The sequence below is a fragment of the Enterobacter sp. BRE11 genome (assembly GCF_031844285.1).
Classification (GTDB): domain Bacteria; phylum Pseudomonadota; class Gammaproteobacteria; order Enterobacterales; family Enterobacteriaceae; genus Pantoea.
Genome location: NZ_JAUZUX010000002.1, coordinates 111,834 through 126,505, shown reverse-complemented (window position 1 = coordinate 126,505; position 14,672 = coordinate 111,834). Strand labels below are relative to the sequence as shown.

The following is a 14,672-nucleotide window of genomic DNA, read 5'->3' as shown; positions in this document are numbered from 1 at the left end:
GATACGCTAGCGCCCTGCCAGCGCCGCCTGCAGCCAGGCGATCACCAGCGGCGAATCTTTCCCCTGCAGCGCCGCCCGCTCCGACTGGAACAGCGTTGCGACAAAGAAAGGGTGATCGGTCAGCTCAATGCCGCGCACATCGCCTGAAGCATCCCAGGAGGTGATACGCAGATTCTCTCCTTCCAGCGCCTCGCTGAAGGCGGGGTTAACGCCGAAATTACAGTGGTAGCCCTCATCGCTTGACTGCGCGCCATAGGCCTCGGCGATGCGCGAACCCGGCGCGAACCTGACTTCGCCCCGCTGCTCCACCAGCGAACAGCTGAGCGGGGCGATAACCATACGGCCGCCCTCGTCGGTCTCGGCGTGATTCGCATCCTGCCAGCCCAGCACGTTGCGGGCATACTCAATCACCGCATACTGAAAACCGCCGCAGGAGCCGAGAAACGGGTGCTGCTGTTCTCGCGCCCAGCGAATGGTTTCAAACACCGCCTCATCGTTTTTATAGGGGCTGCCCGGCACGACCCAGACGGCGTCGCTCTCTTTCACGGCGCCCAGATCGCCGAGCTGGTCAGTAGAGTGCCAGCGAAAGCTGACGACGACGCCCAGATGCGCGGCGGCACGGTCGATAGCCAGAGGAATAGCCTGATGCGCAACGGCGCTGGCACGGTAATCGCCCACCAGCGCCAGGTTTAATAGAGGTGCCATGAATACGTCCTGTAGATGGAAATACCGAGGTTAGCCGATCGCTATTTTGATGTCGAGACGGTAAAAATCGCATTTTTCTGCCTTTGACTCCCTATGCAAACGCTTTCTTCTTTTACTTGATGAATTAATTGGCGATTCTGTGCGAAGGATCAACTTTTATCCATTCGTTCTCATTACTGGAAGCTATTTTGCTGATTTATTGTTCAAATTAGCTGATAAACCCGCTGTCTCTGGCATAATAAACCGGTTAATTATCGAACGGCGATACCTTTGCCTGTTAAATTATCCGCAAGCAGCTTATATGGTTATTGTTATCCTCTTACCGTGAAAAACAAACGTTTATTCTGGTAGAATGATCTCTGGTGAAATTAAAACCCACTTAACAAAGTCAGTTCGGTTTTTATCCCTTACATAGCTTGGGCTTTTCAGCATTCAAAAAATTCTTGCCCTGATGCGCGTTATCAGCCACATTAGGCGCCGCTTTTCCCTACTAATAACAATGTCGCGCATGGAATCCTGACATGACGCGGACTTATTTCCTGTCGTAAAACAGGGTACGCGAAAAACTGAGGTACACGTGTCAACTGCAAACAAACACACCGATGAGGCCGTTAGCCTCAATGCGTTCAAACAGCCGAAGGCCTTCTACCTGATCTTCTCAATTGAGTTGTGGGAGCGCTTCGGTTTCTACGGCCTGCAGGCCATTATGGCTGTTTATCTGGTTAAACAGCTGGGCATGTCGGAAGCGGCTTCTATTACGCTGTTCGCCTCTTTTAGCGCGCTGGTTTATGGTCTGGTGGCCATCGGCGGCTGGCTGGGCGATAAAGTGCTGGGCACCAAGCGCGTTATCGTGCTGGGCGTCATCGTACTGGCGCTGGGTTACGCGCTGGTGGCCTTCTCCGGTCATCACGTCGGCATGGTCTACGTCGGCATGGCAACCATCGCGGTAGGCAGCGGGCTGTTTAAGGCGAATCCCTCTTCGCTGCTCTCTACCTGTTACGAGAAAGATGACCCGCGCCTCGACGGCGCCTTCACCATGTTCTACATGTCAATCAACGTCGGCTCGCTCTTCTCAATGATGCTGACCCCCTGGCTGGCGGCGAAATATGGCTGGAGCGTAGCGTTTTCTCTGTCGGTCATCGGCCTGGTGATCACCCTGCTCAACTTCCTGTTCTGCAAAGGCCTGGTGAAAAACTACGGTTCGAAGCCGGACTTCGCGCCGCTTAACGTCAGCAAGCTGCTGATGACGCTAGTGGGCGTGGTGGTGCTGGTCGCTATCGCAACCTGGCTGCTGCATAACCAGACTATCGCGCGCATTACCCTTGGCGTGGTCGCGCTGGGCATAATCTTGATCTTCGCCAAAGAGGCCTTCTCGCTGAAAGGCGCGGCGCGTCGCAAAATGATCGTGGCGTTTCTGCTGATGGTCGAAGCGATTGTCTTCTTCGTGCTCTATATGCAGATGCCGACCTCGCTTAACTTCTTTGCGATTCGCAACGTCGAGCACACCATTCTGGGGATTACCTTCGAACCCGAGCAGTTCCAGGCGCTCAACCCGTTCTGGATTATGCTGGCGAGTCCGCTGCTGGCGGCGGTCTACAACAAGCTGGGCGACCGTCTGCCAATGCCGTTTAAATTTGCTATCGGCATGGTGCTCTGCTCGGCCGCCTTCCTGGTGCTGCCGCTGGGCGCGAAGTTCGCCTCGGATGCCGGTATCGTCTCGGTTAACTGGCTGATCCTCAGCTATGCGCTGCAGAGCATCGGCGAGCTGATGATCTCCGGTCTCGGTCTGGCGATGGTGGCGCAGCTGGTGCCGCAACGCCTGATGGGCTTTATTATGGGCTCCTGGTTCCTCACCACCGCTGGCGCGGCGATGATCGCCGGTAAAGTGGCGGGCCTGATGGCCGTGCCGGAGAACGTGACCGATCCGCTCGCTTCGCTGAACGTCTACAGCAGCGTCTTCCAGCAGATCGGCATCGTCACCGGCGTGATCGCCGTGCTGATGCTGCTGACCGCGCCGCTGCTGAACCGCATGGCGCAGACGCCGCAGGAAGAGCTGCAAAAAGCAGAGGCCTAATCGTTCAGGTGACAGGCAGCCGGGCGATGCGCCCGGCTTTTTTTATCCTTTTCCGGGTCAGGGCCGACGCTTGATCGCGGTCACTGGCAATTCGGCGACGAGGCATTAAGCTGCAATGATCCTGTCGCAATCCGGAGGTCCGTGATGAAACTCTTCTGTAAGGCTGGCGCCTGCTCGCTTTCGCCGCATATCGTGCTGCGTGAGTGCGGGCTCGACTTCACGCAGGTTAATGTCGATCTGACGAAAAAACTCACCGAGTGCAGCGAAGATTACTGGCAAATCAATCCAAAAGGCCAGGTGCCGGCGCTGGAGCTGGATGACGGCACTCTCCTGACCGAAGGCGTGGCGATTGTGCAGTATCTGGCGGATCTGAAGCCCGATCGCCAGCTGCTGGCGCCGGTCGGCAGCCTGACGCGCTATCACACGCTGGAGTGGCTGAGCTTTATCAGCAGCGAACTGCATAAAACCTTCACGCCGCTATTTAAGGCCGATACGCCCGACAGCTACAAGCCTCTGCTGCGCGCCCGGCTGGAGCAGCAGTTTCGCTTCGTCGACAAGGCGCTGCAGGACAAGCAGTGGCTGATGGGGCTGCGCTTCAGCGTGGCGGACGCCTATTTGTACGTGATGGTGCGCTGGGCGCATGCGCTGAAGCTGGAGCTGGAAGGGCTATCGGCGCTGGACGCCTGGTTTCAGCGAACGTCGCAGCGGCCTGCGGTGCAGGCGGCGCTGAAGGCGGAAGGCGCCGCCTGACTAGCGGGGCCGATGCGATATCGTCCCCGCTGGTTTACAGCGCTTCGGCGGCGAAGTGCTGGGTCGGCTGGGCGATAGCCTCCTGCGCCGCTACCAGCTGCAGCTCATATTCACCCATCGCGTGCGTGGTCAGCATCACTTCGTACACGGCGGCGGTAACGTGCTCCAGCGCCTGCTTCAGATCCTTGCCGTGGAGCAGATTGACCAGCAGCAGGCCGCTGGTGAGGTCGCCGACGCCGACTGGCTGGCGCACGCCGAAATCGACCAGCGGACGGCTGATATGCCAGGCCTCTTGCGCCGTGACCAGCAGCATCTCGAAGCGATCGCTGCGACGTCCGGCGCGCGCCAGGTGTTTCACCAGCACCACGCGCGGGCCCTGCGCAATCAGCGCGCGCGCCGCCGCGATCGCCTCTTCTACGTTGGTGACGCTGCGCTCGCTGAGCATCTCCAGCTCCAGCAGATTCGGCGCGATAATGTCGCTGGCGGGCATGGCGTACTTGCAGTGATACTCCGCCACGCCAGGCGCCACGATGCACCCTTTTTCAGGATGTCCCATCACCGGATCGCAAAAAAACCAGGCGTCCGGGTTGGCGGCTTTCACCATGCGCACAATCTCCAGGATCTGTTCACCCTGCTCAGCCGAGCCCAGATAGCCGCTCAGTACCGCATCGCAGGATTTCAGCCGGTCGATAGCGCTGATGCCTTTGACGATCTCCGTCAGGTGCGTCGCGGGCATCACCGTGCCCGTCCAGTGGCCGTATTGGGTATGGTTTGAGAACTGTACGGTGTTGAGCGGCCAGACGTTGGCGCCCATGCGCCGCATCGGAAATTCGGCGGCGGCGTTGCCAGCGTGGCCGAATACCACATGCGACTGAATTGCGAGAATATTTTTCATTATGTTCTGAACTGCCTTGCCCTTGCCTGCCATAAAAAAGGGCCGGAAACCGGCCCTGAAGCGCTTACTGCCAGACGATCAGGCAGTAATGTTTTTTCCCGCGACGCAGCAGCGTGTAGCGGCCAAACAGCTTATCGCTCTCGCTGAAGCGGTACTCCGCGTCTGACTGCTTCTCGCCGTTGATAGCGACGGCGTTGGAGCCAATCATGGTGCGCGCCTGGCCGCGTGACGGCACCAGCTCGGCATTCACCAGCGCCTGCTGCAGATCGTCTTCCGCGCCCAGCTGCACGGTCGGCATGCCGTCCTGCGCCAGCTGTTCGAAGTCCGCTTCGGTCATGTCGCTCAGCGCGCCGGAGAAGAGGCTCTCGGTAATGCGCTTCGCCGCCGCCAGGCCCGCTTCGCCGTGCACCAGGCGCGTGACGCTCTCGGCGAGCACGTACTGCGCGCGCGGCGCTTTGCCGCTGTTCTTGTCTTCCTCTTCCAGCGCGTTGATCTCGTCAAGGCTGAGGAAGGTGAAGAACTTCAGGAAGCGGTAGACGTCGGCGTCCGCGGTATTGATCCAGAACTGGTAGAACTTATAGGGGCTGGTTTTCTTCGCATCGAGCCACACCGCGCCGCCTTCGGTTTTGCCGAATTTGGTGCCGTCGGACTTGGTGATCAGCGGCACCGTCAGGCCGAAGACCTGGTTCTGATGGAGACGACGCGTCAGATCGATACCGGAGGTGATGTTGCCCCACTGATCGGATCCGCCAATCTGCAGCGACACGCCGTGACGCTGGTTCAGCTCGGCGAAGTCGTAGCCCTGCAGCAGGTTGTAGGAGAACTCGGTAAAGGAGATCCCCTGGTCGTCGCGGTTCAGGCGCTGTTTAACCGCTTCTTTGTTAATCATTTGATTCACAGAGAAGTGTTTGCCGATGTCGCGCAGGAAGGTCAGCACGTTCATGCCGCCGAACCAGTCGTAGTTGTTGGCGGCGATAGCGCTGTTGTCGCCGCAGTCGAAGTCGAGGAAAGGCGCGACCTGACGGCGGATCTTCTCCACCCACTCGCCTACGGTTTCGCTGGTGTTGAGTTTGCGTTCTGCTGCTTTAAAGCTGGGATCGCCGATCAGACCGGTGGCACCACCCACCAGCGCGACCGGCTTGTGTCCGGCATCCTGAAAACGTTTCAGGCAGAGCAGCGGCACCAGATGGCCCAAATGCAAGCTGTCAGCGGTCGGATCGAAGCCGCAATAGAGGGCGATTGGCCCTTGCGCCAGTCGCTCTGCTAACGCTTCCTCGTCCGTTACCTGGGCGATTAAGCCTCGTTCCTGCAATTGTTGTATCAGGTTACTGCTGGTCATCACTGACTCCAAATTGATCAGACTGCACCTATGCTGGTACACAGCTTTCCGCTGAGTGCGGAGAAAAAAAAAAGAGGGCTATAGCATAAAGCGCTGGCGACTTCTGTGCCAGCGCTGAGAGAGGAGAAAAACGCTGTTTTACGGGGCTAAGCGGTCGATTTTCCAGCCGTTGTCGTCGCGCTGGTAGAGAAAACGGTCATGCAGGCGATGTTCGCCGCCCTGCCAGAACTCCATGGTATGAAATTTGACCCGGTATCCGCCCCAGAAGCTCGGCAGCGGTACCTCGCCCTGCTGAAATTTCTGCTTCAGCTCGAGGAATTTTCCCTCCAGCACGCCGCGCGCCGATATCCGGCTCGACTGACGCGATACCCAGGCGCCGATTTGACTGTCGCGCGGGCGGCTATGGAAATATTTCAGTACCTCCAGCGACGACAGCTTCTCAACCTCGCCCAGCACCATGACCTGACGCTCCAGAAAGTGCCAGGGAAAGTGCAGCGAAATGCGCGGGTTACTGGCCAGCTGCTGCGCCTTGCGGCTGCCGAGGTTGGTGTAGAATACCAGGCCGCTGTCGTCGTAGTGCTTAAGCAGCACGATGCGCTGGTAAGGCTGTCCCTGATCGTCAACCGTTGCCACGGTCATGGCGGTGGGATCGGGCAGCTGCGCCTCGCACGCCTGACGCAGCCAGGTTTCAAACAGCGCCAGCGGCTGGTCCGGCAGATCTTTGCGACGCAGCCCGCCGCGCGTATATTCGCGGCGCAGGCTGGCAATATCTTGCAGAGTGAAGTTTGCGCTCATATAGATTACTCAAAATGAACAGGCTGGTTGGCTGGCTGCAATTGACAGTCGTTAACGACGATTTTATCGTCACGTTCGATAAAGGCAGTGTCGCCTTTGGTCCAGAATACATATTTTTCGTCGCTGTCGCTGTAGCGCGCGCCTGAGGCGGAGATCGCCCGCTTCAGCGTTAGCGGCTGGCCGTCCATGATAAAGCTGACCTGCTCGCTGGCGTTGTCGAGCGTGACGGTCAGCGGCAGGGTGCCGCAGCGGTAGTGCAGCGTTTGCGGCCCTTCAGCCTGCTTATGCAGCAGACCGCAGCCGCTCAGCAGCAATGTGGCGACAAGCATTAACCCCTGTTTCATCGTGATTCTCCTTACTGTCAGTAGAGCGGATTAGCTGGATAGATAGCGCCGAGCACGCTTTTTGCCGCCGCGCCGGTCACGGCGGGCAGATTGCCGGGCAGACCGGAGAGCGTGCGGCTGGCAAGCCAGGCGAACGCCAGCGCCTCCATATCGTCGCCGCGAATGCCCGCAGCGTCGGTGGTGGCCACTTCGGTTCCTGCCAGCAGCGCGGCGAGGCGTGCCATCAGCAGCGGATTGCGGCCGCCGCCGCCGCACACCAGCAGCCGGTCGCAGCCGTCGTTAAGCTGCACCTGATGGGCGATGGTGACGGCGCTCAGCTCGGTCAGCGTCGCCTGCACGTCCTGCGGCGCCAGGCCCGGGAAAGTTTGCAGCTGACGCTCGACCCAGCCCAGATTGAAATATTCGCGCCCGGTACTTTTCGGCGGCGGCAGCGCAAACCAGGGATCGCGCAGCATCTGCTCCAGCAGCGCGGGCACCACGCTGCCGCTGCGCGCCCAGCTTGCGTCCTGGTCGAAAGGCTTGCCCTGGTGGCGCCAGATCCATGCGTCAATCAGCATATTGCCGGGGCCGGTGTCGAAGCCCCGTACCGGCTGACCGGGGATCAGCAGCGAAAGATTGGCGATGCCGCCGATGTTCAGCACCATGCGGCGCTCCACCGCATCCATCAGCAGCGCCTGATGAAATGCCGGCACCAGCGGCGCCCCCTGCCCGCCCAGCGCCATATCGCGGCGGCGAAAGTCGCCAACCACGGTGATACCGGTGGCGGCGACAATCTGATTATTATCGCCAATTTGCAGCGTATTTGGCGCCTCGCTTTGTGGTTCATGCCAGACAGTCTGCCCGTGACAGCCGATGGCGACGATATCGCCCGGCTCCAGCGCCTCGCGATGCATCAGGGCTTTGACCGCGTCAGCGAACAGCCGGCCAAGGCGCGTATCGAGCTGGCCGAGCTGCGAAAGCGTCAGCTGCTGGCCCTGGCTGATCGCCAGAATCTGCTGGCGCAGCTCACCCGGCATCGGATGAGAATAGCTCGCCTGCTGCGCCACCATATGCTCATCAATGGCGGCCAGCACCACGTCAACGCCGTCCAGGCTGGTGCCTGACATAACGCCGATATAACGTCCTGATTTCATTCCTGGTCCTTACTGGGTGGCGGAAGTGCGATTAACACCCCTCAGTCTGGCAAATTATCGCGCCCGATTCGACGATTACCTGAGGTTTTCCCGACTTTAAGCAACAAATAACCTTGCGCAACTTTTTTTCGCCCTTAGTTGAATTTTTGTTGATCGCCAATAGTCTATGCTTGGCTTCAACCTGTTTTACTCAGACTAAGATTAATTTGCTTTGTGTCTTATACTGTTTGCAGGATTTCGCGATACACATGGCGCATTGCTTAAGAAAGGAGTTACAAATGATCAAGCGTTTCGTTGCTGTCGCACTGGCTGGCATTACGCTGGCTGGCTGCTCAAATACCAGTACTCTGTCAGGCGATACCTACAGTGCCAGTGAGGCTAAGCAGGTTCAGAGCGTGTCTTACGGCACGCTGGTCTCGGTCCGTCCGGTTAAGATTCAGGGCGGCGATGACAACAACGTGATCGGCGCTATCGGCGGCGCGGTGCTGGGCGGCTTCCTCGGCAACACCATCGGCGGCGGCACCGGACGCAGCCTGGCCACCGCAGGCGGCGCGATCGCCGGCGGCCTGGCGGGCCAGGGCGTTCAGGGCGCAATGAATAAAACCGACGGCGTCGAGCTGGAAATCCGCAAGGATGACGGCAATACCATCATGGTGGTGCAGAAGCAGGCGGCCAGCCGCTACTCTGTCGGGCAGCGCGTCGCGCTGGCGTCTAACGGGAGCCAGATCACCGTTTCGCCGCGCTGATCGCATCGCCTCAGCAAAAAAAACCGACGCCGCGGCGTCGGTTTTTTTATTTTTCCCGATTCTGTAGCTCGAGAATGTTTTTCTCCAGACGGGCGATAAGGGTCACCATCTGGTTGATCTCGTCGCGGCTGATGCCGGCAAGAATATCGTCGCGCGTGGCGTCGATCACGCTCTCAACCTGCTCAATAATCGGCTCCGCCTGACGCGTCAGCTTGATGCGCTTCGCGCGGCGATCGTTCGCGCAGGTCGAGCGGGTAATCAATCCTTTCTCTTCCAGTTGATCCAGCGTGCGCACCAGCGACGGCTGCTCGATGCCGATCGCTTTCGCCAGCTGAATCTGCGACTGCTCCGGCGGCAGCTGATGAATGTTGTGCAGCGTGACCCAGTGCGTCTGCGTCAGCTCAAGCGGCTTCAGTCGCTGATCGATCAACGCGCGCCAGATGCGCACCAGGCGAGACAAATCCGTTCCAAGGGGCGTATCCATTTCATCTCCTTATAATTAGCTTGCTAGCTATCAAGCCAGATTTTACACTATTCTGCGAGTTTAAAGGACAAATTACAAACCCCGGGCAAAGCCCCAACGGTTCATCTACGCTTTTTGAGACCGGTGCCAGGGTAATATCAGAAGGACGATGCGTGGCTATTTTTCCCTTTCATGCGGCTGGGCCCCTGACCGACCTGGTGTTCGGCGCCTCGCTGTTTTTTCCGCCGCTGTTTAAAGCGGTCCTGCTCGGCTTCTTCTTCTGGCTTATTCTTCATCCGCTGCTGCGCGGCTGGATCTACTCGGGGGATATCTGGCATCCAACGCTGCTGGATCTCTCGCTTTTCGTACTTTGCGTCGCCGCCGCGCTTTTTCTGCTGGCACAGGGATACGCACCATGAAATTCAATGCAGTGAAATATTTTTCCACGCTGATCGTCTTCGCGGCCGCCCTGCTGGCGGGCTGGTGGATGTGGAACTACTACATGCAGTCGCCCTGGACGCGCGACGGCAAAGTCCGCGCCGAGCTGGCGCAGGTGACTCCGCAGATTTCGGCGCGCATCGTCTCGCTGGCGGTAAAGGATAATCAGTTTGTGCATCAGGGTCAGACGCTGCTGACCCTAGATAGCGTGCCCTGGCAGATTGCGCTGGATAACGCCGAGGCGCAGCTGGCGAAGGCGCAGGCCGACCTGGCGAAGGCGCAGCATGAAGCGCGCCGCCGCGCCAGCCTGCCGCGCAACGTGATTTCTGCCGAAGATCTCGACGCCGCGCAGCTGAACGCCGCGTCGATGGCGGCCAGTGCTAAAGCGGCGCAGGCGGCGCTGGACCAGGCGCGCTGGAATTTGCAGCAGACCACCGTGACGGCGCCGACCGATGGCTGGATCAGCAACCTGACGCTGCGCGTCGGCGACTATGCCACGGCGGGCACGCCGCTCTTCGCGCTGGTCGACAGCCACTCTTATTACGTGATGGGCTATTTTGAAGAGACCAAGCTGCGTCATATTCGGCCTGGCGCGCCGGCGCAGATTGTGCTTTACAGCAACGGCACGCGCCTGCAGGGCGAGGTAGAAAGCATCGGCCGCGCTATCTACGACCAGAGTATCGACAGCGACAGCGGCCTGGTGCCGGATATCAAGCCAAACGTGCCCTGGGTGCGACTGGCGCAGCGCGTGCCGGTGCGCATTCGCCTGGCGCAGATACCGGATAATGTGCCGCTGGTGGCGGGCACCACCTGCTCTGTCGCCATCCAGCCGTGAGCGCGCGATGAATCTGCACTGGCTGGCGTGGGACCAGCTTCCCTGGGTGAAGGCTGACGCCGGTCAGTGGCGCTATGCGCTGCGCAACGCCATCGCCATGTGCCTCGCCCTCAGCATCGCCTATGCGCTCGATCTGGATGAGCCCTACTGGGCGATGACCTCGGCGGCGGTGATCAGCTTTCCTACCGTCGGCGGCGCGATAAGCAAAAGCCTTGGCCGCATCGTCGGCAGCCTGATGGGCGCAGGCGCCGCGCTGCTGATCGCCGGCCATACCCTCAACGACCCCTGGCTGTTTACCTTTTTTATCGCCGGCTGGCTGGCGTTCTGCACCGGCATCGCCAACCACTACCAAAATAACGTGGCCTACGCCTTTTCGCTGGCGGGCTATACCGCGGCGATTATCGTGTTCAGCAGCGTCGACCTGACCGATGCGACGGATCTCTGGGATCTGACGCAGGCGCGCGTCTGTGAGGTAATTTCCGGCATTCTGTGCGCCGGGTTTATGATGATGGTGCTGCCGAGCACCTCGGACGGCGCGACGCTGATCGCCTCGCTGCAGAAGATGCACGCTCGCCTGCTGGAGCACGCCGGGCTGCTGCTGCAGCCTACCGAGGTCGATAAGGTGCGTGCCGCCCATGAAGCGGTGATTAGCCAGATTCTTACCATGAACCTGCTGCGCATCCAGGCGTTCTGGAGCCACTACCGCTTTCGCCGCCAGAACAACGTGCTCAACTATGTGCTGCACCAGCAGCTGCGCCTGACCAGCGTGCTCTCCAGCCTGCGTCGCATGCTGCTTAACTGGCCCGACGCGCCGCAGCCGCTCTATGACGCCATCGATGCCCTGATGCAGGAGCTGGCGAGCGTGCAGTGCGACAAATACCGGCTGGCGCAGATCCTGCGCAGCATCACCCCCGCCGCCGACGGCGATTACCGCCAGCGCGCCTTTTGTCAGCGGCTGCGCGACTTCTGCTGGATGTATCTCAACGTTAGCCGCTGGATCCGCCTGCTGGCGCGCGCCGACGCCGATACCCGCTTTCAGCCGCCGCCCGTGCCCGCGCTGGCGCGGGAGAGCGACAGCGCCGAAGCGGGCTGGAGCGCGCTGCGCACCTTTTGTGCCGTGGTGGCGGGCTGCGCCTTCTGGATCACCACGCAGTGGTCGGCTGGCGCGGCGGCGCTGACACTGACCGCCATCGCCTGCGTGCTCTACTCATCTGCGCCCTCGCCCAGCGGCAGCGTCACCCTGCTGCTGAAGACCCTGCTCTGGCTGTCGCTGTTCAGCTTTGTGATGAAATTTGGCCTGATGGTGCAGATCTCCCAGCTGTGGCAGTTTCTGCTGTTTCTGTTTCCGCTGCTGCTGACGCTACAGCTGTTTAAGCTGCAGCAAAAGCAGCGCGCCGCGCTCTGGGGCCAGTTTATTGTTTTTATGGGTTCGTTTATTGCGGTGACCAACCCGCCGAGCTGGGATTATGCCGACTTCCTCAACGACAATATCGCCAAAGTGTGCGGCGTGATGCTCGCGTGGCTGGCGTTTCAGATCCTGCGCCCCAGCTCCGACGCGCGACGCAGCCGCCGTCATATCCGCCGGCTGCGCATGGCGTTCCTCGACCAGCTCCGCCGCCGTCCGCGCCTGAGCGAGAGCCGCTTTGAATCGCAGATTTACCATCGCATCAGCCAGCTGAGCAGCAGCCGAGACGAGCAGGCGCGCGTCTGGCTGCTGCGCTGGGGCGTCGTGCTGCTCAACTGTTCGCATATCGTCTGGCAGCTGCGCGACTGGCAGCCTGCGTCCACCACGCTGGCGCAGATGCGCGAGGCGAGCCTGGGCGATTTGCAGCGCATCATCAGCGCGCGCGGCGTGCGGCACAGCTCGCTCGATCAGACTCTGACCCGGCTTGAAGAGACGATTAGCCAGCTGGTGGCGGCGGGCGATACAGAGGCGAATACGCTGGCGGGTATTCTATGGCGGCTGCGCTGTTCACTGGCGCAGCTGAAACAGGCGGTGCCAGAATAGCTATTTGCAGTACTGCAGCTGCTGACGGTCAAAATCGGCCTGCAGCTGCGTCAGAGTCTTACGCTGCTCGAAACGGGTTTTATCGTTGGTGGACATCGGCTCAATCACCAGCTCGCGCTCTTCCGGCGAGTAGATAAAACGCCGCCGGATTTCGCTGCCGGTAAAACTTTTGCCGATAATGCTGCCGCACACCATGGTCATGCTGGTGTGGTAGATCGCCGTTTGCTCGAAGTTGGTTTCGGTGGCGCTGCGCAAGACAGACTGACAGCCCTTCTCTTCAAGCCGCTTACGCACGCTGTGGCTCAGCCGCTCGCGTCCTTTCGCAATATCCTCACACTCGGCACGCGCCGGGCTGGCGTCGATGGTGCGCTGAAGCTGACGTCCTGCTTCAGTCCTGAGCTGGGTTTCATTGGGTTGATCGCAGCCCGCCAGCAACAGACAGAGCAGCAGTGCGCCCGTTTTCTTCATTCCTTTTTCTCCTTTGACCGCACCAGATGAAAGTGTCCAGAATCAGCATCATAGGCGGTAAATCATCAGGAGAACATAGCCGTAAACTAAACAATAATGAAACGGCCCCGTCAGGAGCCGTCGATAAGCTCACGATCAGATCACGCCACAGGCGTAGCGCCCGCCGCCGCCGCCAAGCGGCTGCGGATGATCGGCGTGATTATCGCCGCCGATATGCACCATTAACGCCTTGCCCTTAATCTCATCCAGGGATTTCAGCCGCGGTGCCAGCACCGGCTGGTCGGCGCTGCCTTTCTCATCGACGTAAATCGCCGGTAAATCGCCGAGGTGGCCCTCGCCCCAGGGGCCAAGGTGCTTACCGGTTTTTTGCGGATCGAGATGGCCGCCCGCCGCGCCCGCAGCCACCGTTTTGCCTTCAGACACGCCCGGCTCGCAGCTGCCGTTGGCGTGAATATGAAAACCGTGTACGCCAGGCGTCAGGCCGCTCAGCTTCGGCGTAAACGTCAGGCCATATTTCGTCTGCACGATATCGACCGTGCCGATCGCTTCGCCAATGCCTTTGGCGCTCACTTTGTGCAGGGTGACCTCTTGCGCCAGCGCATTGCCAGCCAGGCCGCTGCTTAGCGCGAACAGACATGCTAAAACCGATTTTTTCATTATCGCTTGCCTCTTTTCTCCCACAGGGTGTGATAAGCCTGGCCGCAATTTTCAGTCTCCGCTGCAGTTTGACATAGCTTTACGCTTCAGGGCACATCGTAACCCAGCGCCGCTTTGCGAATGCGGAACCACTGCTGGCGATCCAGCGTAACCTTCAGCGCCGCCACCGCTTCGCTGACGCGCTCAGGATTGCCGGAGCCGATAATGGGCAGCGGCTGACTCGGCAGCATCAGCACCCAGGCGTAGACCACCTGCGCCAGGCTGGCGGCCCCGGTTTCAAGACGCACTTGTTCCAGTTCGTCGCGCAACGGCTGATAGTGCGGATCCTGAAACAGCTCGCCACCGCCCAGGCAGGACCATGCCATTGGCCGCAGGCGCAGCTGCTGGCACTGATCGAGGGTGCCGTCCAGCAGGACATTTTGCTGAATCGGCGAGATCTCCACCTGATTGGTGACCAGCGTAAAGGGCAGACGCGACTGCAGCAGCGTGAACTGCGACGGCGTAAAGTTGGACACGCCGAAGTGCAGCACTTTACCGCTCTGATGCAGCGCCAGAAACGCCTCGGCCACCGCATCGGCATTCATCAGGGGATCGGGACGATGGATCAGCAGCAGGTCGAGCCGGTCGGTAGCAAAATGACGCAGCGAGTTTTCCGCGCTTTGCACGATATGCGCTTTGTCGGTGATGTAGTGTCCAATGCGATGTTCCGGCTTCGCGCGCGTGGCGATGCCGCATTTGGTGACGATCTGCAGGCGATCGCGCAAGCCGGGCGACAGCTTCAGCGCTTCGCCGAAGGCGGCTTCGCAGCGGTAGTCGCCATAGATATCGGCGTGATCGACCGTGGTGATGCCTGATGAGAGATGATGTTCGATAAAGCTGACGCGCTGCTGCGGGGTCATTCCCCACTCCATCAGGCGCCAGTACCCCATAATCAGCGGAGAGAACGCGGGGCCCTGCGGCGAGATCTGTTGCGCTTGTAGCATAGTGATATCCCTGTGTTTGCTCATTCAGTCAGAGTCAGG

At 59.9% G+C, this 14,672-nt stretch carries 16 protein-coding genes; 6 read left to right on the top strand and 10 right to left on the bottom strand.

Annotation, left to right across the window (positions count from 1 at the left end; genetic code table 11):
- Positions 1 to 6 precede the first annotated feature (6 nt).
- Positions 7 to 705, bottom strand: a complete 699-nt coding sequence (locus tag Q9R34_RS02770) for a CTP synthase C-terminal region-related (seleno)protein (protein ID WP_485892299.1) — start codon at positions 703 to 705, stop codon at positions 7 to 9.
- Positions 706 to 1,282: 577 nt separating this feature from the next.
- On the opposite strand from Q9R34_RS02770, the gene dtpA reads away from it, so the two are divergent.
- Positions 1,283 to 2,779 carry a dipeptide/tripeptide permease DtpA gene (dtpA, locus tag Q9R34_RS02765; RefSeq protein WP_485892298.1) on the top strand — a complete coding sequence of 499 codons (1,497 nt, stop codon included), beginning with the start codon at positions 1,283 to 1,285 and terminating at the stop codon, positions 2,777 to 2,779.
- Between the two features lie 144 nt (positions 2,780 to 2,923).
- Positions 2,924 to 3,529, top strand: coding sequence for a glutathione transferase GstA (gene gstA / locus Q9R34_RS02760; protein WP_485892297.1), 606 nt, complete (start codon positions 2,924 to 2,926; stop codon positions 3,527 to 3,529).
- A gap of 34 nt (positions 3,530 to 3,563) precedes the next feature.
- On the opposite strand, the gene pdxY is transcribed toward gstA, so the two are convergent.
- From pdxY to anmK, 5 genes are all read right to left on the bottom strand, one after another.
- Positions 3,564 to 4,424, bottom strand: a complete 861-nt coding sequence (gene pdxY, locus Q9R34_RS02755) for a pyridoxal kinase PdxY (RefSeq protein WP_485892296.1) — start codon at positions 4,422 to 4,424, stop codon at positions 3,564 to 3,566.
- A 64-nt stretch (positions 4,425 to 4,488) separates the two neighbouring features.
- Positions 4,489 to 5,763 (bottom strand): tyrosine--tRNA ligase, encoded by a 1,275-nt coding sequence (gene tyrS / locus Q9R34_RS02750; protein WP_434127064.1) that lies wholly within the window; start codon positions 5,761 to 5,763, stop codon positions 4,489 to 4,491.
- Positions 5,764 to 5,901: 138 nt separating this feature from the next.
- Entirely contained in the window at positions 5,902 to 6,558 is a 657-nt protein-coding gene (gene pdxH, locus Q9R34_RS02745) for a pyridoxamine 5'-phosphate oxidase (RefSeq protein ID WP_434127063.1), read from the bottom strand.
- Positions 6,559 to 6,563: 5 nt separating this feature from the next.
- A complete protein-coding gene (locus Q9R34_RS02740) occupies positions 6,564 to 6,902 on the bottom strand; it encodes an MliC family protein (protein ID WP_434127062.1) in 339 nt (112 codons plus the stop codon).
- A 17-nt stretch (positions 6,903 to 6,919) separates the two neighbouring features.
- Positions 6,920 to 8,035 carry an anhydro-N-acetylmuramic acid kinase gene (anmK, locus tag Q9R34_RS02735; RefSeq protein ID WP_485892295.1) on the bottom strand — a complete coding sequence of 372 codons (1,116 nt, stop codon included), beginning with the start codon at positions 8,033 to 8,035 and terminating at the stop codon, positions 6,920 to 6,922.
- 278 nt (positions 8,036 to 8,313) lie between these two features.
- Between anmK and slyB the strand changes: the two genes are divergently transcribed.
- Positions 8,314 to 8,781: an outer membrane lipoprotein SlyB gene (slyB, locus tag Q9R34_RS02730; RefSeq protein WP_434127060.1), complete on the top strand. Its 468-nt coding sequence runs from the start codon at positions 8,314 to 8,316 to the stop codon at positions 8,779 to 8,781.
- Between the two features lie 46 nt (positions 8,782 to 8,827).
- Here slyB and slyA read toward each other — a convergent pair whose 3' ends face one another.
- Complete coding sequence (slyA, locus tag Q9R34_RS02725) at positions 8,828 to 9,265, bottom strand: transcriptional regulator SlyA (RefSeq protein WP_434127059.1); 438 nt, start codon at positions 9,263 to 9,265, stop codon at positions 8,828 to 8,830.
- 152 nt (positions 9,266 to 9,417) lie between these two features.
- On the opposite strand from slyA, the gene Q9R34_RS02720 reads away from it, so the two are divergent.
- The 3 genes from Q9R34_RS02720 to Q9R34_RS02710 are packed head-to-tail and all read left to right on the top strand — an operon-like array spanning position 9,418 to position 12,525.
- Positions 9,418 to 9,663 (top strand): DUF1656 domain-containing protein, encoded by a 246-nt coding sequence (locus tag Q9R34_RS02720; RefSeq protein WP_434127058.1) that lies wholly within the window; start codon positions 9,418 to 9,420, stop codon positions 9,661 to 9,663.
- Positions 9,660 to 10,517 (top strand): efflux RND transporter periplasmic adaptor subunit, encoded by an 858-nt coding sequence (locus Q9R34_RS02715; protein WP_485892293.1) that lies wholly within the window; start codon positions 9,660 to 9,662, stop codon positions 10,515 to 10,517. Before Q9R34_RS02720 ends, Q9R34_RS02715 begins: the two co-directional genes overlap by 4 nt.
- 7 nt (positions 10,518 to 10,524) lie before the next feature.
- Positions 10,525 to 12,525 carry an FUSC family protein gene (locus Q9R34_RS02710; protein ID WP_485892292.1) on the top strand — a complete coding sequence of 667 codons (2,001 nt, stop codon included), beginning with the start codon at positions 10,525 to 10,527 and terminating at the stop codon, positions 12,523 to 12,525.
- Here Q9R34_RS02710 and Q9R34_RS02705 read toward each other — a convergent pair whose 3' ends face one another.
- From Q9R34_RS02705 to Q9R34_RS02695, 3 genes are all read right to left on the bottom strand, one after another.
- On the bottom strand, positions 12,526 to 12,993 hold the full coding sequence (locus Q9R34_RS02705) for a hypothetical protein (protein WP_434127055.1): 468 nt from the start codon (positions 12,991 to 12,993) through the stop codon (positions 12,526 to 12,528).
- Positions 12,994 to 13,128: 135 nt separating this feature from the next.
- Positions 13,129 to 13,650 carry a superoxide dismutase [Cu-Zn] SodC gene (gene sodC / locus Q9R34_RS02700; RefSeq protein ID WP_485892290.1) on the bottom strand — a complete coding sequence of 174 codons (522 nt, stop codon included), beginning with the start codon at positions 13,648 to 13,650 and terminating at the stop codon, positions 13,129 to 13,131.
- 86 nt (positions 13,651 to 13,736) lie between these two features.
- Complete coding sequence (locus tag Q9R34_RS02695; protein WP_434127053.1) at positions 13,737 to 14,633, bottom strand: aldo/keto reductase; 897 nt, start codon at positions 14,631 to 14,633, stop codon at positions 13,737 to 13,739.
- Between the last annotated feature and the right edge of the window lie 39 nt (positions 14,634 to 14,672).